Annotated in this window: 22 protein-coding genes and 3 pseudogenes; 14 read left to right on the top strand and 11 right to left on the bottom strand. The window is 68.6% G+C overall.

Going from position 1 to position 23,092, the window contains the following annotated elements; translation table 11 throughout:
* Positions 1 to 147: 147 nt before the first annotated feature.
* Entirely contained in the window at positions 148 to 2,538 is a 2,391-nt protein-coding gene (locus OG584_RS05795) for an MFS transporter (RefSeq protein WP_405775673.1), read from the bottom strand.
* A gap of 107 nt (positions 2,539 to 2,645) precedes the next feature.
* Positions 2,646 to 3,155, bottom strand: coding sequence for a MarR family winged helix-turn-helix transcriptional regulator (locus tag OG584_RS05790; RefSeq protein ID WP_405775671.1), 510 nt, complete (start codon positions 3,153 to 3,155; stop codon positions 2,646 to 2,648).
* Positions 3,156 to 3,572: 417 nt separating this feature from the next.
* Between OG584_RS05790 and OG584_RS05785 the strand changes: the two genes are divergently transcribed.
* The gene (locus OG584_RS05785) at positions 3,573 to 4,400 is read left to right on the top strand and encodes a class I SAM-dependent methyltransferase (protein WP_405775669.1); all 828 of its coding nucleotides are present in this window, start codon (positions 3,573 to 3,575) and stop codon (positions 4,398 to 4,400) included.
* A 135-nt stretch (positions 4,401 to 4,535) separates the two neighbouring features.
* On the opposite strand, the gene OG584_RS05780 is transcribed toward OG584_RS05785, so the two are convergent.
* A complete protein-coding gene (locus OG584_RS05780; protein ID WP_405775667.1) occupies positions 4,536 to 4,931 on the bottom strand; it encodes a VOC family protein in 396 nt (131 codons plus the stop codon).
* A gap of 417 nt (positions 4,932 to 5,348) precedes the next feature.
* Here OG584_RS05780 and OG584_RS05775 point away from each other — a divergent pair.
* Positions 5,349 to 6,158, top strand: a pseudogene (locus OG584_RS05775) (IS110 family transposase); the annotation flags it as partial.
* A 33-nt stretch (positions 6,159 to 6,191) separates the two neighbouring features.
* Here the strand turns inward: OG584_RS05775 and OG584_RS05770 are convergent.
* Both OG584_RS05770 and OG584_RS05765 read right to left on the bottom strand, forming a co-directional pair.
* The gene (locus OG584_RS05770; RefSeq protein WP_405775665.1) at positions 6,192 to 6,644 is read right to left on the bottom strand and encodes a hypothetical protein; all 453 of its coding nucleotides are present in this window, start codon (positions 6,642 to 6,644) and stop codon (positions 6,192 to 6,194) included.
* 323 nt (positions 6,645 to 6,967) lie between these two features.
* The gene (locus tag OG584_RS05765) at positions 6,968 to 7,879 is read right to left on the bottom strand and encodes a LysR substrate-binding domain-containing protein (protein ID WP_405775663.1); all 912 of its coding nucleotides are present in this window, start codon (positions 7,877 to 7,879) and stop codon (positions 6,968 to 6,970) included.
* 143 nt (positions 7,880 to 8,022) lie between these two features.
* Between OG584_RS05765 and OG584_RS05760 the strand changes: the two genes are divergently transcribed.
* Together OG584_RS05760 and OG584_RS05755 are read left to right on the top strand one after the other, a co-directional pair.
* Positions 8,023 to 8,934 carry an SDR family oxidoreductase gene (locus OG584_RS05760; protein WP_405775661.1) on the top strand — a complete coding sequence of 304 codons (912 nt, stop codon included), beginning with the start codon at positions 8,023 to 8,025 and terminating at the stop codon, positions 8,932 to 8,934.
* A gap of 284 nt (positions 8,935 to 9,218) precedes the next feature.
* Positions 9,219 to 9,624 (top strand): annotated as a pseudogene (locus OG584_RS05755) (transposase); the annotation flags it as partial.
* A 59-nt stretch (positions 9,625 to 9,683) separates the two neighbouring features.
* Here the strand turns inward: OG584_RS05755 and OG584_RS05750 are convergent.
* The gene (locus tag OG584_RS05750) at positions 9,684 to 10,100 is read right to left on the bottom strand and encodes a hypothetical protein (RefSeq protein ID WP_405775659.1); all 417 of its coding nucleotides are present in this window, start codon (positions 10,098 to 10,100) and stop codon (positions 9,684 to 9,686) included.
* 300 nt (positions 10,101 to 10,400) lie between these two features.
* Between OG584_RS05750 and OG584_RS05745 the strand changes: the two are divergent.
* A pseudogene (locus OG584_RS05745) lies at positions 10,401 to 10,769 on the top strand (helix-turn-helix domain-containing protein); the annotation flags it as partial.
* Positions 10,770 to 11,015: 246 nt separating this feature from the next.
* Positions 11,016 to 13,073, top strand: coding sequence for a phosphocholine-specific phospholipase C (locus tag OG584_RS05740; protein ID WP_405775657.1), 2,058 nt, complete (start codon positions 11,016 to 11,018; stop codon positions 13,071 to 13,073).
* Positions 13,074 to 13,157: 84 nt separating this feature from the next.
* Here the strand turns inward: OG584_RS05740 and OG584_RS05735 are convergent, their stop codons facing one another.
* From OG584_RS05735 to OG584_RS05725, 3 genes are all read right to left on the bottom strand, one after another.
* Entirely contained in the window at positions 13,158 to 13,436 is a 279-nt protein-coding gene (locus OG584_RS05735; RefSeq protein WP_405775655.1) for a hypothetical protein, read from the bottom strand.
* 513 nt (positions 13,437 to 13,949) lie between these two features.
* Positions 13,950 to 14,459 carry a hypothetical protein gene (locus OG584_RS05730; protein ID WP_405775653.1) on the bottom strand — a complete coding sequence of 170 codons (510 nt, stop codon included), beginning with the start codon at positions 14,457 to 14,459 and terminating at the stop codon, positions 13,950 to 13,952.
* A 301-nt stretch (positions 14,460 to 14,760) separates the two neighbouring features.
* Positions 14,761 to 15,108, bottom strand: a complete 348-nt coding sequence (locus OG584_RS05725; RefSeq protein ID WP_405775651.1) for a VOC family protein — start codon at positions 15,106 to 15,108, stop codon at positions 14,761 to 14,763.
* 126 nt (positions 15,109 to 15,234) lie between these two features.
* Here OG584_RS05725 and OG584_RS05720 point away from each other — a divergent pair, with 126 nt between their 5' ends.
* Positions 15,235 to 15,447 carry a nucleotidyltransferase domain-containing protein gene (locus tag OG584_RS05720; protein WP_405775649.1) on the top strand — a complete coding sequence of 71 codons (213 nt, stop codon included), beginning with the start codon at positions 15,235 to 15,237 and terminating at the stop codon, positions 15,445 to 15,447.
* Between the two features lie 39 nt (positions 15,448 to 15,486).
* On the opposite strand, the gene OG584_RS05715 is transcribed toward OG584_RS05720, so the two are convergent.
* Positions 15,487 to 16,056 carry a MarR family winged helix-turn-helix transcriptional regulator gene (locus OG584_RS05715; protein WP_405775647.1) on the bottom strand — a complete coding sequence of 190 codons (570 nt, stop codon included), beginning with the start codon at positions 16,054 to 16,056 and terminating at the stop codon, positions 15,487 to 15,489.
* A gap of 95 nt (positions 16,057 to 16,151) precedes the next feature.
* Here OG584_RS05715 and OG584_RS05710 point away from each other — a divergent pair, with 95 nt between their 5' ends.
* Positions 16,152 to 16,868, top strand: a complete 717-nt coding sequence (locus OG584_RS05710; RefSeq protein ID WP_405775645.1) for an SDR family NAD(P)-dependent oxidoreductase — start codon at positions 16,152 to 16,154, stop codon at positions 16,866 to 16,868.
* Between the two features lie 351 nt (positions 16,869 to 17,219).
* Here OG584_RS05710 and OG584_RS05705 read toward each other — a convergent pair whose 3' ends face one another.
* Positions 17,220 to 17,606, bottom strand: a complete 387-nt coding sequence (locus OG584_RS05705; RefSeq protein WP_405775643.1) for a VOC family protein — start codon at positions 17,604 to 17,606, stop codon at positions 17,220 to 17,222.
* Between the two features lie 309 nt (positions 17,607 to 17,915).
* Here OG584_RS05705 and OG584_RS05700 point away from each other — a divergent pair, with 309 nt between their 5' ends.
* The 6 genes from OG584_RS05700 (at position 17,916) to OG584_RS05675 (ending at position 23,077) form a co-directional block, all read left to right on the top strand.
* Positions 17,916 to 18,326 carry a VOC family protein gene (locus OG584_RS05700; RefSeq protein WP_405775641.1) on the top strand — a complete coding sequence of 137 codons (411 nt, stop codon included), beginning with the start codon at positions 17,916 to 17,918 and terminating at the stop codon, positions 18,324 to 18,326.
* Positions 18,327 to 18,631: 305 nt separating this feature from the next.
* Positions 18,632 to 19,153 (top strand): helix-turn-helix transcriptional regulator, encoded by a 522-nt coding sequence (locus tag OG584_RS05695; RefSeq protein WP_405775639.1) that lies wholly within the window; start codon positions 18,632 to 18,634, stop codon positions 19,151 to 19,153.
* Between the two features lie 5 nt (positions 19,154 to 19,158).
* The gene (locus tag OG584_RS05690) at positions 19,159 to 19,818 is read left to right on the top strand and encodes a glyoxalase (RefSeq protein WP_405775637.1); all 660 of its coding nucleotides are present in this window, start codon (positions 19,159 to 19,161) and stop codon (positions 19,816 to 19,818) included.
* 131 nt (positions 19,819 to 19,949) lie between these two features.
* The gene (locus tag OG584_RS05685; protein ID WP_405775635.1) at positions 19,950 to 20,363 is read left to right on the top strand and encodes a VOC family protein; all 414 of its coding nucleotides are present in this window, start codon (positions 19,950 to 19,952) and stop codon (positions 20,361 to 20,363) included.
* A 150-nt stretch (positions 20,364 to 20,513) separates the two neighbouring features.
* Complete coding sequence (locus OG584_RS05680) at positions 20,514 to 20,948, top strand: YdeI/OmpD-associated family protein (RefSeq protein WP_405775633.1); 435 nt, start codon at positions 20,514 to 20,516, stop codon at positions 20,946 to 20,948.
* 662 nt (positions 20,949 to 21,610) lie between these two features.
* The gene (locus OG584_RS05675) at positions 21,611 to 23,077 is read left to right on the top strand and encodes an APC family permease (protein WP_405775631.1); all 1,467 of its coding nucleotides are present in this window, start codon (positions 21,611 to 21,613) and stop codon (positions 23,075 to 23,077) included.
* Positions 23,078 to 23,092: the final 15 nt, after the last annotated feature.

The raw sequence follows: 23,092 nt of genomic DNA, 5'->3' as shown, positions 1-23,092 counted from the left end.
CTGCGGATCTGCGGGTCTGCCGTGCGAGGCGAAGTCCCGGCCGCGGTAAGTGAGTTCACCGCGGCCGCCGCGGTGACACGTGCCGGCGGCCCGCCTCGCGGGCAACAGCCGTGCCGCCAGGGCCCAGTGTGCCCCGGCGTCACGTCCTCAGGACGCCGGGTGGGACAGCTCGATGTCGAGGGCGTCGGTCCGGGCACCGGTCACGCGCAGCGGAGTGGCGACCGGCGGATAGCCGCTGGCGATGACGGAGTACTCGCCAGCGTCCAGGTCGGCGAAGGCGTACGCGCCGTCCGAGTCGGTTGTGGCCGTCGCTGCGACGGTGCCCGTCGCGTCGACGAGCGTGACGCGGGCGTCCGGCAGCGGCTGCAGGCCGGCACCGGAACGTACCGCCCCCCGGAGCCGGGCCCCCGCGGCGAGGTTGATCTCCACGCGGCCGGGGGTGCCTTCGCCGACCGTGACGGGCGCGGCGGCCGGCCGGTGCCCCGCCGCGTTCACGGCGACGGTGAACTCCCCGGCGGGCAGGTCCCCGAAGGAGAACTCCCCGTCCGGTCCGGTCCGGTCGGTGCCGAGTACCTCGCCGCGCACATCGGTCACGATCACCATGGCGGTGACCGGCAGCCCGTCGGCGCCCCTGACGGCCCCGCTCAGGCCTCGCGCACCGGACAGCAGGATGTCGTACGTGAGCGGCTCGTCGCCGACGACGACGGTGGCTGCCTGCGGGCGGTGCCCGTCGGCGGCGGCGATCAGTACGTAGGTGCCGGCGCCGGGCGCGGCGATCTCGTAGCCGCCGTCGGAACGGGCCACGGTCCGGCCCAGCTGACGTCCCGCCATGGAGATCAGGGTGACCGTGGGCCGTGATGTCCCGGTGGAACTGCGGATGTGTCCGCGGAGGGCGGAGCCGGCGACGGGCGCTTCCCAGGACTGTTCCGCCGGCGGGCCCTGGTCCTCGGCGGGGGAGTGGGCTTCTTCCCGGGCGGGGGCTTGGGCCGGAGCGGCAGGCTGCGGGCGGCGGAAGCCGATCAGGGTGGCCGTGGCGATCAGCGCCACCAGAATGCCGACGGCGCCGACGGTCATGCAGACGTGGACGGCGTCGGTGAAACTCGCGCCGACAGCGCCGAGCGCGGGGCCGGTCGATTCGGGCGAGAGCCCGAGGTGACCCGCGGCGCCCACACCGCCCTGCGCGAGGGCCTCGCCCACCCGCCGCTGGTCGGCGACGGGGAGCCCGGAGTCCGCGAGGTGGCCGGGCAGGGCCGCCGTGAGCCGGCTGGTGAGTACGGCACCGAGGACCGCGGGCCCGAGGGCACCGCCGAGCTGGCGCAGGGTGTTGTTGCCCGCTCCGGCCATGCCCGCGAGGTGGTGCGGGACACTGCCGACAGCGACGGCACTGATCGGCGTCATCACGAAGCCCATGCCGAGGCCGAACAGGGCGAGCGGACCAGCCATCGCGCCGAACCCGGATCCGGTCTCCACACCGGTCAGCCACAGCATGGCGCCCCCGACGCCGAGCAGGCCGGCGCAGAGCAGCACACCGGGCGCGACCTTCCCCATCAGGCGCCCCACGAGCGGGCCCGCGACGACGGAGACGCCGTTGAAGACCAGCATCCGCCAGGCGATGTCCAGGACGGAGAGCTGCTGGACGCTGCCGAAGAAGAGGCTGAGGACGAAGACGGACCCGATCATCCCGAACATGACGACCGCGTTGACGACGCCGGCGCCGGTGAAGGGACGCACCGCGAACAGCTTCAGGGAGAGCATCGGCGAGGCGGAGCGCAGTTCGGCGACGACGAAGGCGACCAGGCCGAGCGCGGCTGCGGCGAACGCGACGATGACCTTGGTCTCGCCCCAGCCGTCGGCCCCGCCCCCCTCGATCACCCCGTAGATCAGGCCGATGATGAAGACGACTGCGGCGATCTGGCCGGGGACGTCGATGGCACGGCCGTGGGCGGAACGCGAGTCCTCCAGCATCCGCACTGCCACCAGTCCGGTGACGGCGGTGATGACGGCGGCAGGCAGGAAGATCCAGCGCCAGCTCGCGTGCTCCAGGATGACGCCGCTGATCACCGGACCGAGGGCCATGCCGATGCTCAGGGACGCGGCCCATGCCGCGATGGCTTTGGCGCGGGCCCGGAAGTCCGGGTAGGCGTGGCTGATCAGGGCGAGCGTGGAGGAGGCGAGAGCAGCGGCTCCCGCGCCGGCGATGGCCTGGCCGGCCCAGACCTGTTCGACGCCGTGCGCGGTCAGGGAGGTCACGGAGCCGGCAGCGAACAGGAGCATGCCCGCGAGATAGGCCTTCTTGCGGCCGTAGAGGTCGCCGATCAGGCCGAAGGTGAGGATCAGCGCAGCCATCGGCAGGATGAAGGCGTCGGAGACCCATTGCAGGTCGGACGTGGAGGCACCGAGTCCCTGCTGAATGCGCGACAAGGACACCGAGACGCTGCCGATGGGCACGTAGGCGGCGAACATTCCGAGGCACGCCAGCACGGTGGTCAGGGCCGGGCGCGCGACAGCGCGGTGGTGGTGGGTGGGTATCGCGGACATGGTGAGACGGCCCTCCTGATCGAACGCGGCCGCCAAGTTATCAGGCGCCTGCCAAAGTCTCAAATGGCTGCGACCAGAGGCGCGGGCGAGGGCGGGAGGGAACGCCGTCAGCCGGCCGTCGGGGGATCGGGCCACATGCGGGCCACGGGGGAGTCGGGGCCGTCGAGCGCGATGGCGATACGGCGCATGCCGAGCGTCAGGCGGGCCAGCTCCTCGGGCCCGCCGACCACGTCGGAGAGCCGTTCCACGACGGCTTCCACAAGTCCCCGGCCCTCGGCCATGCCCTGTAGCCCTGCCTCTGTCGGCTCGACCAGCAGGACCCGTTTGTGCACGGCGTGCGGACGCCGCTCGATCCACCCGATCCGCTCCAGATGCGCGAGCGCCGTAGTCACGCTCTGCGGGGTGATGTTCTGTCCCCGGGCCAGATCCGCCCCGGACAGCGGCCCGTGCTGGTCGAGCGTCATCACGATCCCGAGCTGCGTCATCGTGACGTCGAGAGGGCGCAGCCGCTCGTTCAGGGCACGGTGCACAGCGTTGTTCGCCCGCCACATCGAGTGGCTGAACGTCTGGTTCCACGGCGTGCTGGAGGCGGTCCCCTCCGGGTGACGGCTCGGCATCTTCAACTCCCTGCGGGCAAACGGCCCCCATCGTAACGGCGGAGGGACCGCGAGCCCGGCCGGACCTCCCCGGCACCGAGGCCCTGTGCCGGCACAACGCCACCGGCGGCGCCAGCCTCGGCGGAACACCCGGCTGGGGGGCGATCGTGACGGTCCCGGCGCCGGGAGGCCGGTCCGTGGAGCTGCTTCGTGTGCCGCGCCCGCAGAGCTGATTGGCCCAGGCGCGGCGCGCCTCGGCCGCGAGGGCGGCCGCCGGTGGAGGATCGGTGGGGCGGCGGCCTCGGGACCGGGCCGCCGGGCACCGCCCACCGTAAGGAGAGGCCCGGTCATGAAACCGTCCGGAGACCGGTTGTTCCAGTCCCTCACAGCGCGGGCGCGGGGACTCATCCAGGACGACGGGCTCGCCCCGGGGGCGGAGTGAGCCCGGCTCCGCGTGGGGACGAGCCGGGAGCCGGCCGCTACGGCGAAGCATTCTTCCGTCCCGAACAGGCGGGGGAGGGCGAACGCATCGACTTCGGAGCCCTCGCCTACGACGACATCACCATGGCGCGGCTGCGGGCAGTCGGGGCGGGACCCGGGTGGCGCTGCCTCGACATCGGCGCCGGCACAGGCACCGTCTCCAGCCGGCTGCTGGACGAGGCAGGGGTGGCGAGCGTGCTCGCCGTGGACCGCGACGTACGGTTTCTCAGTGAGCGGTCCTTGTCCGGGCTCGAGGTGGTGGAGGCCGATATCACTGCCCCGGACTTCGTCACCGGCCGGTTCCAGCTCGTCCACGCACGCTTTGTGCTGATGCACCTGCCCGAACGCGAGCGATTGATCAGCGTGTTGGCCGAACTCGTCGCTCCTGGCGGTGTGCTGGTGCTCAGTGACGCGGTGGACCTGACGAGCGACCGGACGCCCAGCACGCCGTACACCGCGGTCATGCGGGCGATGTGGCAAGGGCTGCGGGCCACTATCGGCACTGATGTCTCCTGGGTGCCGTCGTATCCGCAGTTGCTGCGCGGTGTGGGGCTCAAGCCCGTAGCCGCCGAGATCCATGTGCCGCCGCTGCAGCCGGGCAGTGCCATCAGCCGTTTCTGGGCGGACACATGGGAGCGCAGCAGAGCGGCGATGCTCGCAACCGGCTCGGTCGACGATGCGGCCATCGACGCGGCGGTCAGGTACCTGGAGTCCGACGAGTGCGCCGCGCTGTCGGCCGGCATGCTGACGGTATGGGGACGGAGACCCGGGGCCTCCGCGGGATGACCGGACCCCGACGCTGCCCTGCTGCGATGCCCAAGGGGCCGCCGCCCCAGGTGCTCACGTGCCCATGGAGCCGGGCAGGTTCACGACTGACCGGGCAACCGCGGTGCGTGGCCGGCCGGGTGGTGGCAGCCGCTCTCAGTTGTGCGGTGCCAGGGTGCGCAGGACGTCGAACTCGTTGCCCTCGGGGTCAGCCATGACCACCCAGTTCCGGTCCGGGCCCTGGCCTACGTCTGCCGTGGTGGCGCCGAGGCCGAGCAGCCTGGTCACCTCGTCGTCGGTGCTGCCGTCGATCGGGCTGATGTCGAGGTGAAGCCGGTTCTTGACGGTCTTGCCTTCGGGCACCTGGATGAAGAGCACGGTGGGTGGCATCTGGCGGGCTCTGACATCCTCGGCAGTCGGCACCCAGGAGCCGATCTCGACCTTGTCCTCACTCCGGTCGATCACCTTGAAGTCCAGGACCGCGCACCAGAAGGCCGCCAGCCGCTCCGGATCATGGCAGTCAACGGCCAACTCGGTGAACCTGCTTGTCATGACTCTCCTAGATAGTGCGGACGGGCAAGAGTATGCCGCCCGTCCGGCAGATCCGAGACCCTTCGCACTGGCTTCGCCGTGAACGGCCGCGGAGGATCCTTCAGTTCTTCATGCGGTCGAACACCACGAGGCCAGGCTCACTGGGGTGCGCCCACCCCGTTATCTTTTTCGCGGTCCTGCAATGGGGCCGCTGGCCTCCGGGTCCGGTATGACTGTTGCCCCCTGTCGAGCGGATGACCTGGGGGGTGGTGTCGCCGGGCCCGGGAGGTGCCGTCGGAGACGCTGATGAGAGGTCCGGCCACCGTCCGGTCCGGCGCAATGCCGGGCAGCCCTTGGGCGGCAGGTCTGCATAACGTGGATGCGCGCGTACGACACCACTGCCGAGGCCAGCACGTTCAACTCGCCTGGAGGGGCGCGATGTTCGATACCGAAGACGTGGGCGTTTTCCTCGGCCTGGACGTCGGCAAGAGTGCTCATCACGGTCACGGGCTCACGCGGGCCGGGAAAAAGGTCAAGCCGCTCCCGAACAGCGAGCCCAAGCTCCGGGCCGTTTTCGAGAAGCTGGCCGCGAAGTTCGGGACCGTGCTGGTGATCGTGGACCAGCCGGCCTCCATCGGCGCCCTCCCCCTGACCGTCGCCCGCGACGCGGGCTGCAAGGTCGCCTACCTGCCCGGCCTGGCCATGCGTCGCATCGCCGACCTCTACCCGGGCGAGGCCAAGACCGACGCGAAGGACGCCGCAGTGATCGCAGACGCGGCCCGCACCATGCCGCACACCCTGCGCACCCTGGAACTGACCGACGAGATCACCGCCGAACTGACCGTGCTGACCGGCTTCGACCAGGACCTCGCGGCTGAGGCCACCCGCACCTCCAACCGGATACGCGGCCTGCTCACCCAGTTCCACCCCAGCCTGGAACGCGTACTCGGGCCACGCCTCGACCATCAGGCCGTCACCTGGCTGCTGGAACGCCACGGCTCCCCCGCAGCTCTGCGGAAAGCCGGCCGCCGACGCCTCGTCGAGCTCATCCGCCCCAAGGCCCCACGCAAGGCCACCCGGCTGATCGACGACGTCTTCGACGCCCTGGACGAGCAGACCGTCGTCGTGCCCGGGACCGGCACCCTCGACACCGTCGTCCCCTCCCTTGCTCGCTCCCTCGCGGCCGTCCATGAACAGCGCCGGGCCCTGGAAGCCCAGATCAACGCCCTGCTGGAGGCTCACCCTCTTTGGGTGCGGATCCTTTCCGGGGAAGGTCGTTGATCAGGCTCCGAGTTGGTAGTTGTACTGGTCGGGGTAGGTGCGCTGGTGTTCTCGGGTGTGGTGGTAGCTGAGGTACTGCACCGGCAGGCCGATTCGCGGAACGATCTGCTTGGCCTGGACCGGGCCCGGCGCATCATCGATCACGTCCACGATGTCCCGGTAGACCGGCGGAAGATCCGCACTCTTCATCCCCTCCCGCCAGGCCACCACCGTCTGCACGCCCACGACCTGGCCCTCGTTCACAGGCTCCCGCACCTCCGGCGCGACCGCATCGACACTCACCCCCTCGGCCGCGAGTTCCTCCAACGTCTCCCGCGTCACGGTCAACCGCTCCAGCCGGCTCCGCTCAGCCTCCAGCCGGGCCGTCAACGCGGCGATCTCACCCTCGATCTCCTCCACTCGGGCCCGAACAGCGGCTCGGCGTTCCTCGATTTCCCCGAACAACGACCCCATCCAGCACCGCCTCCTCTACCCGAACGGTAGAGACGCCAGCACCCCGCCCACACCCGAATCAGCGTAACCCCAGCTCAACAGTCCCCCCAGAGGATCCGCATCCAGCTCCTTTCAAGGGACAGGCTGAGCTGGGCATTCGCCTGACCGGCCGGGCTGAGCACCGCATAGATCGTTTCGAAAACGCCAGGTCACGCTCGGGGCTGGGCCAAGATCGACTGCCTGGAAGCCAAGGATCGCGGCGATGCCCTCCTGGGGACCTGGTTCGATCACCCGGTCACGCGCCGAGCCGCAGTTCACGCAGGTGGGCCCGTCCCATGAAGGAGCTACGCCCTTCGGGGTATGTCGCGACCGGTGAGATGCGATCGGGCTGTTTCGAGGAAGGCCGACACCAGGCGGTTGTGCTCGCGGGTGCGGGTGGCGATCACCACGTCGCACGGTTCGATTCCTTGGACGGGAACGGTCGTCAGATCGTGCCTGGGCGTGCTGTTCCCGTCGGCGGCCGGTGCCAGGGCGATGGCCTGGCCGCCGGCGATGGATTCGAGTTTGTCCGCGTGCGCCTCCACCAGCGGGCCGTCGGGTGCCGGGCGTCCGTCCGGTCGGGGGTCGAGGCGCCAGAAGGCGTCGTAGGCGGGGTCCGGGTAGCGGATGAGGGGTTCGTCTGCGAAGTCGTCGAGGGTGACCGACTCCCTGCCCGCGAGGCGGTGCGTTGTCGGCATCAGGAGCACCCGGGGCTCCTGGTACAGGGGCGTCACCCGCAGCCGGTCGGTCGGGAACGGCTCTCGGGCGATGACCGCGTCCACGCGGTGGTCGAGCAGGGCCGTGTGGACATCGCTCCAGTCCAGGTGCAGCGTGGTGACCTGGGCGTGAGGGTGGCGGCTGCGCAGTTCGCGTACTGCGGGGGTGATGATGAGTCCGCCCACGTACCCGATGGTGACGGCGCCGGATGCCGCTGCGGCGCGGGTCGTCGTCGCTGCCAGTTCCGCGGAGCGCAGGAGTGCTTCCGCCTGGGGCAGGAACTCCTGTCCGGCCGCGGTGAGGCGGCAGCCCCTGGTGGTGCGGTCGAGCAGGCGGACGCCCAACCGCTTTTCGAGGCTCTGGATCTGGCGGCTCAACGACGGTTGTGCAAGCCGCAGTTCGGCCGCTGCGCGGCGGAAGTTGCCGTGCTCGGCCACGACTGTGAAGTACCGCACCAGGCGAAGGTCGAAGTCGACCGGGGGTACGTGGGCTGTGGGCACTCCTGCATCGTAATCGTGATACCTGATCCGTATCGCGTGGTGCGGAACAGGTCTTGGACGCCGTGTTCCTGCCGCTTCTACCGTCGAGGTACGAACCCGGCGCCGTGCGGCGGGCCACTTGAAATCATCGGGGGATTCTCATCGTGCGTATTTTCGTCGCAGGGGCAACCGGGTACGTCGGATCGGCCATCGTGAGTGAGTTGCTGCAAGTTGGCCACGAGGTCGTGGGTCTCGCCCGTTCCGATGCCTCAGCCGCGACTCTGGCCAGGGCAGGCATTGCGGTGCACCGTGGTGACCTCGGTGACCTGGACAGCTTGCGCGCCGGCGCGGCGGAGGCGGACGGTGTGGTCTTCGCCGCCAACCAGCACATCTCCGAGACCACCGACTCTGCCGCTCGTGCGCGGGTCGAGCTGAATGCTGTGGAGGCGATCGGTTCGGAGTTGGAGCAGACCGGCAAGCCCTTCGTGGCCACCTCGGGGGTCATCGGCCGCACGCCGGGACAGGTGCTGACCGAGGAGACCCCGGCTGTTCCCAATGCCCTCACCGGCCTGCGGCTCCCGGTTGAGACGTACGTTCTGGCCCTGGGCGGGCGCGGGGTGCGCTCGTCGTCGGTACGGCTGGCGCCGACCGTGCACGGTCGGGGGGACGCGCGCGGGTTCGTCTCGATGCTGATCGGTATCGCTCGCGCGAAGGGTGTCTCGGCCTTCATCGGCGAGGGGGCGAACCGCTGGTCGTCGGTGCACCGGCGGGATGCCGCGGTCCTGTTCCGGCTGGCCGTGGAATCCGCCCCGCCCGGCACTCCGGTGCACGCGGTCGCGGAGGAGGGTGTGCGGTTCCGGGACATCGCCGAGTCCATCGGCCGTCAGCTGAAGCTTCCGGCAGTGAGTCTGACGGCCGAGGAAGCGAGCGGCCACTTCGGCCTTCTCGCCCCACTGGTGTCGCTCGACAACCCGACGTCCAGCGCGCTGACCCGAGAACGCTTCGGCTGGGTTCCCGCGCACCCCGAGCTGATCGCAGACATCGAGGACGGCCATTACTTCAAGGACACGGCGTAAGGACGGTGGAGGTGCCGCCGAACCCCGCGCGCCGTGAACGCGAACCCTGTTGGGTGCAGCTCCTTCATGGGGCGGCCCTACCTGCGTGAACTGCGGCTTGGCGCGTGACCGGGTGATCGAACCAGGTCCCCAGGAGGGCATCGCCGCGATCCTTGGCTTCCAGGCAGTCAGTCTTGGCCCAGCCCCGAGCGTGACCTGCCGGTTTCGAAACGATCTATGCGGTGCTCAGCCCGGCCGGTCAGGCGAATGCCCAGCTCAGCCTGTCCCTTGAAAGGAGCTACACCCACCCTCTTTCCCAGGTCCTGACCTCGATGCCGGGCGTCGGCGTCAGGACCGCCGCCGTGCTGCTCGTCACCGTCGGCGACGGCACCAACCTCCCCCAGCGCCGCCCACCTCGCCTCCTACGCCGGCCTCGCCCCCACCACCAAGTCCTCAGGCACCTCAATCCACGGCGAACACGCACCCCGAGGAGGAAACCGACAGCTCAAACGCGCCATGTTCCTCTCCGCCTTCGCCTGCATGAACGCCGATCCAGCCTCCCGGACCTACTACGACAAGCACCGCGCCCGCGGCAAAACCCACACCCAAGCACTCCTGCGCCTCGCCCGCCAGCGCATCAGCGTCCTGTTCGCCATGCTCCGCGACGGCACCTTCTACGAATCACGAGCCCCCGAAGCAGCCGTCGCATGACCAGCCCACCAGCACCTCGACCCGCCAGCACAACAATCCAGCAGCCGCCGGAGCCGACGTCAGCGTGTTGCGTCGCCCGCCCACGCCAAGATTTCCGCGGCACCTTGACGGACAGCCGTCTCCCCGTCCCGAGCGAGCTGCACGCAGACTGCCGCGACGTCAGGCACCCCGGTCTGCATCCAGAGCACGTCCTGCACCCCGGTCTGCATCCAATCCGCATGACCGTCGTCGGCTTCGGCGAGTGCCAGAGCGATAAGTCGCACCGCAGCCACCGTCCCCACCCGGGCCAGGGCCTCTGCCGTCCGTCGAGTCACTGCCGTGTCCGCGACGTCCAGCAGGAGACCCAACAACACTTCCGCAGCCTCAGGGGCGGCAGCGAAGGGCGCAAGGTCACGCCCTGCACGAACACGCAGCGACGAACAAGGGGACAACGCCCCATCCAAGGCCGCCTGCAGCCCGATCATCGACTCCGACACAGCCAGACAATCTCACATGCCCTACCGAGAACATCGAACCCGGACCGAAGCCCTCCGCACGGTTGACGAAGAACATAGAGGCACCCCCCGCTCCGGCGGCAGAACGCCAGCAGCGCTGTGGGGTCTCGGATTCCGTGGCCACATCTCACGACGGGGGCCACCGGGTGGCCCATCGGCCACCGAGCTGAGGCGGGCCGGTCAGCCGGTTATCTCTTCGCCCAGGATTTCCACGGTGGGTCACTGCGGGTCGTAGGGGGCCCGACCCGGGCCCCCGGTGCGGGCGAACGCGACCCAGGCGCCGTGTACTTGGGCTGCCAGCCAGCCAGCCAGCCAGGCGGGGGATGGGGTGGGGTCGAGGACGTCGGCCTGCGTGACCTGGGGCCCCGCAGACGAGTGGCCGGCCTCCGGCGCGAGGAACTGGCGCAGTTGGCGGGCGTCAGCGTCTCGTACTACGCCCGGCTGGAACAGGGCCAGTCCCGAGGGGCATCGGCCGAGGTACGCGACGCGATCGCCCGCGCTCTCCTGCTCGATCACCACGAACGCGAGCACCTCGACCGGCTCGCCGACGCCGGCCGCCACGCACGCGGGCCACGCCGCCCGCGGCCGGAGAGCCTCACCGACGAAACCCGCGACCTCCTGCGCGCCGTCGACGGCGTCCCGGCGATGGTGCAGCGACACGACCTGAGGCGTTCAGAAGCACCGCAGTCACGGCGCTGCCATCTGGCGGCGAAGCAGAGAACCCACAAGCGCCCCACACCTTCCGGCGAGGCGAGGATCCGAAGGCGCGCCACGTTGCTTCTGACGATGAAACGGCCCCGGTCCTTCACCTTTCCTTCGCACCATTTGACGTCTCAAGGGTGAGCCGGATTACGGTGACCGATTCGCTACCCTCCACGTTTTCAGAGGTACAGCTCCATGTCTGAGTTCAACCGCCGACGCTTCCTCCAGGTAGCGGGCGGCACCGCGGGCGTCGCAGCGCTGTCCTCCAGCATCATGCGCGCCGTCGGCATCCCCGCCTCCGGCCGGGCCGGGTCGATCAAGGACGTCGAGCACATCGTTGTCCTCATGCAGGAAAACCGCTCCTTCGACCACTACTTCGGCACCCTCAAGGGTGTGAGGGGGTTCGGCGACCCCCGGCCGCTGACGCTGGACAGCGGAAAATCGGTTTGGCACCAATCCGGCAGCGGTGAGGAAGTCCTGCCCTATCATCCGGTCGCCGATGATCTGGGAATGCAATTCATCGCCGGACTCGACCACAACTGGGGCACCGGCCATCAGGCGTGGAACAAAGGCAAGTACGACGACTGGATCTCCGCCAAGACGACCGGCACCATGGCCCACCTGAACAGGGAAGACATACCTTTCCACTACGCCCTGGCCGACGCCTTCACCGTCTGCGACTCCTACCACAGCTCCTTCATGGGGGCCACCGACCCCAACCGCTACTACCTCTACAGCGGCCACGTCGGAAACGACGGCAAGGGAGGCGGACCGGTCCTCGGCAACGAGGAAGCCGGCTACGACTGGACCACCTATCCCGAACGCCTGGAGAAGGCGGGGGTTTCGTGGAAGATCTACCAGGACACCGGCGACGGACTGACCGAGGACGGACTGTGGGGCGCACTGGAGGACGCCTACCGCGGAAACTATGCCGACAACTCGCTGATGTTCTTCAACAAGTTCCGCAACGCCAAGCCCGGTGATGCCCTTTACGAAAGGGCATGCAAGGGAACGAACATCAAGAAGAGCGGCCATCTCCTCGATGACCTCCGGGCGGACGTCAAGGCCGGAGCCTTGCCGGAGATTTCCTGGGTCGCTGCCCCGGAGGCGTTCTGCGAGCACCCCAACTGGCCTGCGAATTACGGCGCTTGGTATATCTCGCAGGTTCTGGATGCGCTGACATCCAACCCCGAGGTGTGGAGCAGGACCGCGCTGTTCATCACCTACGACGAGAACGACGGCTACTTCGATCACGTGCCGCCGCCCTACCCGCCGGCTGACCCCTCCTGGGGGGCCTCCACCGTCGACACCAAGCTCGACCTCTTCCCCGGTGACAGCAGTTACAGCGCCGGCCCCTACGGGCTCGGCATGCGGGTCCCCACCCTCGTCGTCTCCCCGTGGTCGACCGGCGGCTACGTGTGCTCCGAGGTCTTCGACCACACCTCCATCATCCAGTTCATGGAACGCCGCTTCGGCGTCCACGAGCCACATATCTCTCCCTGGCGCCGCGCCATCTGCGGAGACCTCACATCGGCCTTCGACTTCAGCCTCAAACACACCAAGCACGCCCCGCTGCCGAGCACCGACGCCTACCGGCCGGCGGACCAGGAGCGGCACAGCAGCTACACCCACTCACCGCCGGCGTCCCCGGCCCTGCCCAAGCAGGAAAAGGGCGCCAAGCCCACCCGGCCCCTTCCCTACGCACCCCTCGTCTCCGCGTCCGTCAAACCCTCCGTCGGTAACATCAAGCTCACCTTCACCCCGGGTGATGAAGCTGGAGCCTGTTTCCTCGTCACCTCCGCCAACCGTGACGACGGGCCCTGGACCTACACCGCTGAAGCCGGCAAGAAGATCTCCGATACCTGGAGCACTGGCCCCTCCGGCGGGACTTACGACCTGACTGTGCACGGCCCCAACGGCTATCTGCGTGCCTGCCGAGGCCATGCGGCGACTCCGAGCCCGGAAGTCACCGGCCATCACGACGAAAAGACCGGCCGCGTCAAACTCAACATCACCAACCCCGCCAAAACCTCCTGCCACCTCACCGTCACCAACGCCTACGGCGGGAGGACCAGCAAGATCGTCGTCGAGGCGGGCGGCCGGCAGACGCGCTGGGTCGACCTCGGCAACAGCAACCGCTGGTACGACCTGCACATCCGCTCCGACAGCGACAGCACCTATCTGCGCAGACTCGCCGGGCACGTCGAAACGGGCGAGCCCGGCACCAGCGATCCCGCACTTCGCACCGTCTGACCCACAGACACATCCGCGAGACGCACCGGCGGGCCAGATCTCCGCCCGCCGGTTGGTGCGCGCGTACCCGTCGCCGGACCCCTCTCAGAGCGCAGGAGCGTTCACCGGGGCGTGAGTTGCTGCGGAGATGAGGATGTCACGGGGCACCCGCGCCGCAGCGGCAAGGGCGCGGCCCACCGGGTAGGCGTGGGCGCTTGCGGGGAGGTTCCCGTGGCGACCGCTGAGTACCACGTCGACGGAGCCCGTGGTGCTGGGCGGCTGCCCGGTTCTGTCCAGTCGCCGCAGTGTCTGGCGGGCGACTGCCTCCGCACTGTCGTACAGGGTTGTTCCGGTGGGCAGACTCTGCAGAATGTCCGGTGCCACCAGGGGGTAGTGCGTGCATCCCAGCACCACCGACCGGCAATTCCGGGGGGTCCGCCCGGCCGCATCTGCGCGGTGGCGGTGTTGCAGGGGACCACGATGGCCTCCGCACCTCGCTGGACGGCCGATCGAGCGGAACTGAACAGACGGTCCGTGACGAAGGAGGCGGTTCTCGGTCCCCAGGGGGCGCCGTCGGGGTCCAGGAAGAGAAGCAGATCGAGGTCCGGGGCGAGGTGCCGAAGCCATCCGGTGGTGGAAAGGAGCCCGAGCCCTGAGTCGGTCAATGCCACCTTCATGGGAGGCAAGTTACCAGCCGCTCACTGAGGCAGATGGTGGTCCGTCACGGGCGGTGGTGGGGGCGGTCCTCCCCACATGAACCTGAGTGCAGGTGCTCGGTACACGGTTGTTGTGCGGGCGCACGGGACCGCGTTCACGGAAGACGAAGGACCGGTCATCCGCAGGGCGACCGGCCGTTCCGAGTGCGATCGGCAGCGCGCCTCAGCTCCTCGCGCCGCTTCACCAGGCCGGGGCCACGCTCACTGCCCACACGTCGCCCGCCTGGTGAACCGCCTGATCATCGACATCGTGATCGCCGTCCCCGTACGGGTCGGGATCGTTGATGACGAAAACGCGAGCGCCGGTCCCGGCCACTCGATAGCGGTGGACGTCCCCCGAGAGATCGTCGGGCTCGACCGTATGCCCCAGAGACACGATCACGTCCCGCAATTGTGCGAACCGGACGCGGGGTGCGAACTCCCCGTACGTCCCTGGCAGAGAGGCCGGCAGGGAGAGGCCGTGGACCAACCGGTGGACCTGCACACTGATCCCCGAACAGGACAGTTGCCCTTCCGCTTCGGAGAAGGAGAGCTCCAGTAGCCCGTAGTCCCTGCGTAGCAGGCCCTTGCCCGGATCGTCGAGGTAATCGGGTCCCACTGCGGCTTCCCACGCGTCAGGGCTGGATCCGATACCGGCCCCGAAGACATCGCAGCAGGTGGCGACGTGGGCGTAGAAGTCCAGATCGGACACTCGTTGATCTCCTTGGGCCGGTCATAGATACAGACCGAACCCTAACGGCAGCACATACGCCATGTTGCAGGTGAGCGGACCACTCAGGTAGGCCGGGAGACACGGTACGGCGGGATGCAACAGCCATACCGGGGAGCCGCACCCCCGCACCCCACATCCGGCCTGACCTGCCGGACCAGCCCCGAGGCGTACCGATAGCGGATCTTGTGCGTAGCACCGACCTGGCCGTGGCCATCAGCGGGTGGCCGTGACCGGCACCCCCACCCGGGGCAGCACCTTCACCCGTCGTGCGGCGGGGGCGTCAGCGGTGGCCCAGTACGTTGACCACCCGCCCGCTGGGGTCACGGACGAAGAACCGCCGCACGCCCCACTCCTCGTCCTGCAAGGGGTGAATGATCTCCACACCGCTCTCCTGCATGACCGTGTAGGCCGCGTCCACGTCGTCCACCTCGACGCTCATATCGGGGGTGACAGGCGCGGTCTTGTCGCTGGTCATGACGCTGATCTGCGCTGCCGGGCTGGACGGGGAGGCAAGCGTCATGATCCAGCCGTGGTTCATGACCTCCTCGAAACCCAGCAGGCCGTAGAATTCCCGGCTCTCCTGCGCGGCCTCCGACTGGATGTTGGGCACTACACGACGAACGGCCATCGACGACTCCAAGTGGTAACAAACGCGACTTCATGTCTATCAAGGAGTACTACGACACGTCCGTCGCCGCACACACTTTCGCAACATGCCCTGGCCGCAGTCGAAGGAATCCGTTCGCTGCGCGGCGTGTCCGCCTCCAGCCTGTTCCGGGTGATGACGGCTGAGCACGTGTTGTCCGTCCCGGGGCTGCTACGGCGGGCGGACGCCGATGTCCGGACCGGTGGAGGATGGGGGCTCGACGCCTTGATCGGGCACCAGACCCGCCACCACCGCGACGTGGACCTGACGCCTCGACAGGGCCAGGAAGCTGATGTGGTGCGCGGCCTCAACAACCTTTGAGTACCTGACGCCGAAGGTGGCAGGGCATTCGTCCCGTGGTCAGCTCGGACGTTGTTCACCACTTGCCGTCTGTTCCCTGACCTGCTGCAACAGCTTTCCCAGCAGCGAAGCCAGGGCTTCTCGCTCGGTCACCGAAAGCTCGTCGACGAGCCGTGCTTCCCGGCTCAGGACCTCGTCGACCGACTGCTCGATCAGTTCATGACCGGCTTCGGTCAGCGTCACTCGTACTGCGGCCCGCCCCGCCTTCCCGGGTGTTCGTTCCTCCACGGTCCGCTCGACGAGTCCCTGGTTCTCGGCGCGGGCGACGCGTTGCGAAACGGCGCCCGCCGTGACGAGCGTCCGGTAGGCGATCTGCCGCGTGGTCAGCGAATACGGAGGGCCGGAGCGACGGAGGACGGACAGCAGGTCCAGGGTCGCGGCATCGATGTCGGCGGCCCGCAGCGCGCGAGCGCGGTCATCCGTGAAGAGCTTGGCCAGCCACCAGATCGGCGTCACGATCTCGATGGACTCCGTCGGCGCCCCCGGTCGCTCCCGGCGCCAGGCCGCTGCGATCTCCGCAGCCGGATACGGCGGCCACTCCCCATCGGAATCTCTCGTTCCCTCCGGCATGAGCCAGATCACCTTGCCTCATCGCTCGCCGTCATGTTTAGCTCTAAACATACTACCGTTCAGGGCTAAACGTAGCTGCTAGCCAGGAGGAACACGTGACCCGCACAATCCTCGTCACCGGCGCAACCAGCGGCATCGGTCGCGCCGCTGCGGCCCGCTTCGCAGCCGAACCGGCGGAGGTCTTCATCACCGGACGCCACGCGGACACCGTCGAGCGCACCGCGAAGGAGCTCAACGTCCGGGGCATCGTCTGTGACGCCACCAACCCCGTCGCCGTCGCCAACCTTGCCACTCACCTGAGCAGCCTCGACGTGTTGGTGAACGCTGTCGGCGGGCTGGCCGGCCCGCCGCCGGAAGGGGCCTCGCCGCTCGAAGCGGCCCATGCGGAGTGGCAGAGCCACCTGAGCCAGAATCTGCTCAGCGCAGTGCTGACCACCACCGCACTCCGCGACCGGCTCACCCACGGCAGCACCGTCATCAACATCGGTTCGATCGGGGCGGAACGTCGCGGCGGCTCCTACGGAGCGGCGAAGGCTGCGCTCGCGGCCTGGAACGCCTCTCTCTCCGCAGAGTTGGCACCCCGCGACATCACCTGCAATGTCATCTCCCCCGGATACATCGCCGATACGAACTTCTTCCGCGGGCAGCTCTCGGACGAACGCCACGCCGCGCTCGTCGAGGAGACTCATAACAAGCGCCCTGGCTCGGTGGACGACGTCGCCGAGACGGCCTACTTCCTCGCCTCGTCCGGAGCACGGCACATCACCGGACAGACGATCAATGTCAACGGAGGCGCCTCCACCACCCGTTGATCCGCCAGGAGTTCGGAGAGGCTGCCGTCCGGCTGCGGCTGTTGAGCTGAGCCCCTTCGACTGGACTGACGCGTCACAGATGTCTACGTGACGCGTCAGACCAGTTCAGCCCCATCACGGACACTTTGACGGTCGGAAGATTCGACGACACGGCGACGATTCCAGAGGGTCCGTGTGCTGCGCGGGCCCGCTCCTCGCGGTGCTCGGCTCGATCGGCATCACCTCAGCGATCGGGGCTCTGTGGGTTTCGGCCCCGGCCGTCCTCGCCGCAGCAGCCGCGGTGTCCCCGCCGTTCTGAGGGCTCCACCAGGTACGGCGACATGTGCACCAGCCACGTAGGGGCGGTCGTGCTCAGACCAGAGTGGAGATGCAGAACGGGTGGCCTGCGGGATCCAGCAGGACCCGCCACCGGTCGGGGTCCGGCTGGAATTCAGGCTTGACGGCCCCCAGCGCGAGCAGGCGAGCCTGAGCTGCGTCCAAGTCGTCGACGCCGAGTTCTATATGGGCCTGCTTCTCCTGGGAGGGGTCCGGCCAGGTAGGGCGGCGGTAGTCGGTGAGCCGGTTGAATCCCAGTCCTGCAGACCCCTCTTGGCCGAGCAGGACGAAATTCTCGGTGGAGAGGACCATCGGCAGGCCGAGGGCCTCTCCGTAGAAGTGGGCCAGCTCGGCGGGGTCAGGGCAGTCGAAGCTGACAGCGGAGTAGCGGAACGTGGATGCTGACGTGTCTTCATAACTCATGGCCGGGACGGTATTAGGGATCCAGGACAGGCTGGGTCCTACTTGTGATGTGGACGGCACGTTCGCTGAATTTGGACACTCGAACGATGCTGCCCGTGGCGCATGCCAGAGTGGGGGAGGGTGATACATCGGAACGAAAGACCGGCGTTGAGCCTCCGTTCCCCCTGGAGGGCGGCTGACGGGGCATCGGGTGCACCGTCGCGGGAAGTGAGTGCGCTCCGCGTAACCTGCCCGTGAACGTCCGGGCGTGTCCGGATCGATCAGGAATCGAGAAGCACGGTTCACGGAGCCGCCTCTAGCCTGCTCACCATGGACATCACCATTCACACGACTTCTCTTCCGCACGACGACCCGGACGCGTCGCTCGCCTTCTACCGCGACGTCCTCGGCTTCGAGGTCCGCAGCGATGTCGGGCAGGGCAGGATGCGCTGGATCACGGTCGGCCCGGCCGGTCAGCCGGGAACGTCGATCCTTCTGGCGCCGCCTGCCGCCGATCCCGGCATCACCGAGGACGAGCGCCGCACGATCACCGAGCTGATGGCCAAGGGCACCTACGGCTGGATCCTGCTGGCCACCCCGGACCTCAACGCCACGTTCGAGAAGGTGCAGGCCGGTGACACCGAGGTCGTCCAGGAGCCGACCGAGCAGCCGTACGGCGTCCGCGACTGCGCGTTCCGCGACCCCGCGGGCAACCTGGTCCGCATCCAGGAGCTGCGCTGAGCCGTGCGGGTATCGATGCGACCGTGCGGGCGACATCGCGACCAACCACAAGGAACGCGGGGCACCGGAGCGCAAGCGCCTGCCCTGCCGGTCGCCCACCCGCCCGGACCGCGTCCGGGTCCTCGTCGAGCCGGTCATGAGCCCGGACTCCGGCCCGCTGCTGTCCGGCAGCTACTCGATCGGCGGCTGGCCGAGTCCAGCGGGCCGGTCCACACACCGAGCGTCTGGGGCCCGCCGCGCGGGCACCTCAGACGCTCGAAGACGTCGATGGAACTGGAAGATGAAGGACGAGGGGGAGGGTTCTCATGTGTAAGCCCGAATGGCGGCGTGCACGCGCCCAGGCGCAGCGCCTGGCTGATCTCGCGCGGCTGCGCCGCGTCCGCGACCGGATCGACAGGGAATACGCGCAGCCGTTGAACGTGGAGGCGCTCGCCCATGATGCGAACATGTCCGCCGGGCACCTGAGCCGGCAGTTCCGGGCCGCGTACGGCGAGTCGCCGTACGCGTACCTGATGACGCGTCGTATCGAGCGCGCGACGGCGCTGCTGCGGCGGGGTGATCTCAGCGTCACCGAGGTCTGCTTCGCCGTCGGCTGCGCGTCGCTGGGAACGTTCACCACCCGCTTCACCGAGCTGGTCGGCATGCCGCCCGGGGCCTTCCGGCGCCGGGCGGCGGATGCGGCGGCCGATCATGCCGATGCTGCGGGTACGGCCCGCGGTGCGGAGTCGGCGATCAAGGTGGAGGGGATGCCGGCGTGCGTGGCGAAGCAAGTCTCAAGACCGGTCAGGAATCGAGAAGCCCCGGCCGCCGGGCAGCCCCTAGCGTGATGGTCATGGCAACCACCGCTTCCACCACAGCCGACACGTCCCTCGCGTCCGTCACCCTTGAGGTGGCCGACCTCGAGGCCGCTCGCCGCTTCTACAGCGCCTTCGGCGTGGACACCTACCTGCGCCTGCGGGTGTCCGAGGCGCACTCCACCGGATTCCGCGGCTTCACCCTGGGGCTCACGGTGTCCGGGCCGGCCACCGTCGACGGCTTCTTCGGCGCCGCCGTGGACGCCGGCGCCACGGTCCTGAAGCCCGCCGAGAAGTCGCTGTGGGGCTACAGCGGTGTCGTCCAGGCCCCGGACGGGACGATCTGGAAGATTGCGACCTCGGCGAAGAAGGACACCGGCCCCGCCACCCGCGTGATCGACGACGTCGTCCTGCTGCTCGGCGTCGAGGCAGTGAAGGCCACCAAGCAGTTCTACCTCGGCCGAGGCATGACCGTGGCCAAGAGCTTCGGTGCCAAGTACGTCGAGTTCGCCCCCGGTCAGTCCAGCCCGGTCAGAATGGCGCTGTACAAGCGCCGTGCTCTGGCCAAGGACCTCGGCGTCCCCGTCGACGGAACCGGCTCGCACCGCATCGTCCTCGGCAGCACCGCCGACGCCTTCACCGACCCGGACGGGTTCGTCTGGGAGGCTGTCGCATCGCCCGCCCCCACGCCGTCCTGACGCCCGGCCCCCACTCCCGCCCCGCTTGACCTCCTGTCATAGCGATTGACCGGCGGACACGCACCGATCTGACATCCGGGCCCTGGCCCGGATGTCCGGCACGTATACCTCTACAGCGGAAGGAGTCAGACATGAAAGCGCACGTCAGCTCGATCCTTCTTGGTGTCCGGGACATGGACCGGGCCAAGCAGTTCTACACCGAGGGGCTCGGCTGGAAGATCCAGAGCGACTTCGGCATCTCGGTGTTCTTCGCATCGGATGGCGCCTCGCCCGTCGGCTTCTACAGCCGTGAAGGCCTGGCCGACCAGGTGGGCACGGACCAGGAAGGCAGCGGCTTCAGCGGACTGGTTCTGACCTACGTCGTCCGCAGCGAGACGCGGGTCGACGAGATCATGGCGGAGGCCCAGAGGGCCGGCGCATCGGTCCTCAAGCCCGCCGGTGCTCTGCCGTGGGGCGGGTACGGCGGCACCTTCGCCGACCCGGACGGCTACATCTGGAGTCTTGGCTACAGCGGCCAAGGAACCGACCAGCCCTACGCGGAGTAACCGCGATCTGTGTCTCACAGTCGTCCGGGGCGGCGGGCGCGTGCCGCCGCCGTCCGGGACGGCTGTGACCCGGGTGCGGGAAGCGGGAAAGGTGATCGGAGCCGAGCGAGCGGGATCCGCGTGAACCGGCAGGACGAACAGGAGAAGATCATGAAGTTTCGGGCCCACGTCGAGCCACCTGAGCCCATGCGGGGCCTGGAAGTTCCACCCGAGGTGGTAGCAGCGTTGGGCGGGGGCGCGCGGCCGCCGGTGACGATCACAGTCAACGGGCATTCCTGGAAGAGCCGGGTCGCCATCATGCGAGGCCGCCACCTGCTCGGCCTCAGCAACGCCAACCGGCAGGCCGCGGATGTCGCGATCGGCGAGGAGGTCGAGGTCGAGCTGGAGCTCGACACCGAGCCGCGCGTCGTCGTCGAGCCCCCGGACTTCGCCCAGGCTCTGGACAGCGACCCGGTCGCCCGCGCCGCGTACGACAACCTCGCCTATAGCCGCAAGCGCGAGCACGTGCGCGCCATCGAGGGCGCGAAGAAGCCGGACACGCGCCGACAGCGCATCGAGAAGGCCATCGCCACCCTGCGGGGCTGACTCCCGAGAGCAAACACTCCGCCGTGCACCGCAATCGCCGTGCGGAGGCCTGACCGTGCCCAGTTCCCCTGAAGTGACAAGCATGTCGAAGCGATTCATGACTGGTCTGCACTGGTTCCTGGCCTTTGAGTTCGCGCTGGGCGCCGTGACCACGGCATCGCAGGCTTCGCCGGCAGCCCCCCGGACTCCCAGCCCTCACTAGACCAGAACGCCCCCCATACCCCCGACCGTACGGACGGGACACAGCGCAGAACACCCGACAAGTGCGTTCGGCGGGTCGCTCTATCAGCCGTACGGGACAAGGAAGTTAAGCGCGAACAACCGGTGCGGGTCATCGTCGCTGATTCCCGCCGCCCTCCACGGATGCCCGCTCCGTTCGACGACCGCGAGGGAGCCGCGCCTTCGGAGGAGCCTTTCGAGGCAGGCCCTTCCCGTGCGGGTCGATCGCTACAGCCAGATCAGCGTGAGCGCCATCCGGACGACACGATCAGCGTCTGCCCGGCCTGGCCCGGCGTGGCGGGGGACAGGTCGGCATCCGTGCGGTCGGTCCGGTGAGTCGAACGGGGCATAGACGTATTAGAGGGTGAAAATGGGGCACCGACCGGTCCCTGCCTGGCGTGTGTGCCGGGCACTGGAGGGCCGTGGAAGGTGAGGTGGTTGCGGTGGTGGAGTCCTCGCCCGATACGCAGGGCGATGCGGAGTCCGTCGAGGCCGGAGGCTACCGGCAGGAGCTGAAACGCACCCTCGGCCCCTTTCAGGTGTTCGCGATCTCGTTCGCGTTCATCTCGGTGGCGGTCGGCATCTTCGCGACCTACGACGAAGTATTGACGACCGCGGGGCCGGTCGGTATCTGGCTGTGGATCGTCGCGGCCACGGGGCAGACCCTGGTGGCCTTGGTCGTCGCGCAGTTCGCGGCCCGCATCCCGCTCAGCGGTTCCTCGTATCAATGGGCCTCGCGGCTGACCAGCCCGAAGATCGGCTGGTGGTTCGGCTGGCTGACCTTCTGTTACCTGGCGATCGGCGTGGTGGCGGTGGACAACGCGCTGGCGAGCCAGGCGTTCATGCCACTTGCCGGCATCGCACCGGACGAGGACGCCGCGCGCCTGATCACGCTCGTGGTACTGCTCGTCCAGACCGTGCTGGCCGTGGCCTCCACGCGCCTCGTCAGCCTGATCAATACGGTCGCTGTGGGGCTCGAACTGGCACTCGTCGTGGTGGTGGCGATCGCACTCGTCATCGCCGTCTCGGTCACTGGCAACGGCTCGGTCGGCAACCTCACCTCGCGCGGTGTCGTCGGGAACGCCCCTGACTACTTCGCAGTTGGCGGTGGAGTGATACTCGCGATGATCATGGGACTCGCGACTCTCGTCGGCTTCGACTCGGCGGCCAACCTGGCCGAGGAGGCCAAGGATCCGTTCCGCACCGTTCCACGCGCGATTGTGGGATCGGTCGTGGCGGCCGGTGTCCTGGGCATGCTGTTCCTGATCACGCTCACCGTCGCGATCGACGACATCCCCCGTATCAGCAACACCGGCTCGCCCGTCGCGGCGATCATCCGCGATCAGCTCGGTCCGGTGACGGAAAGGACACTGCTGGTCGCCATCACCATCGCGTTCTTCGGCGCCGGGATCGTGACGATGGTCGCATGCTCGCGCCTCGTCTTCGCGATGTCGCGCGACGCCCGCTTCCCCGCCCACCGCCTGATGCGGCGGGTCAACCCCCGCACTAGGACGCCGATCCCGGCGACCGTGCTGGTATTCGCCCTCGGCGTCGTCCTGATGCTTGCCCTGCCCGGCGCCGCGCTGCTGGAGCTGATCACGGCCTCGACCATTCTCCCCGCCCTCACCTACGGCTCGACGATCGTGCTCTACCTGGCGGTACGCGGACGCCTCAGCCGTCAGAAGGGCGCCTTCAACCTAGGACGCTTCGAACTGCCCGTCGCGATCTGCGCCCTGGTGTGGACACTCTTCGCCCTGTTCGTGCTGGTATCCCCGGACGAGGCGCTGGTCTCCGTCGTGATCGTGGGGGGTCTCCTGATCCTGGGAGGCCTGTTCTTCGTCGCCATGCTGAAGTTCGACCGCCAAGCACTGGAGACGGAGCCTGGTGAGGCGGACCCTTTCACCGGCTGAGACCAGGAAGGGTCC

The sequence above is a fragment of the Streptomyces sp. NBC_00859 genome (genome assembly GCF_045161865.1).
Lineage (GTDB): Bacteria > Actinomycetota > Actinomycetes > Streptomycetales > Streptomycetaceae > Streptomyces.
The sequence above is the reverse complement of the archived record's forward strand: the minus strand, read 5'-3'. Positions and strand labels throughout refer to the sequence as shown.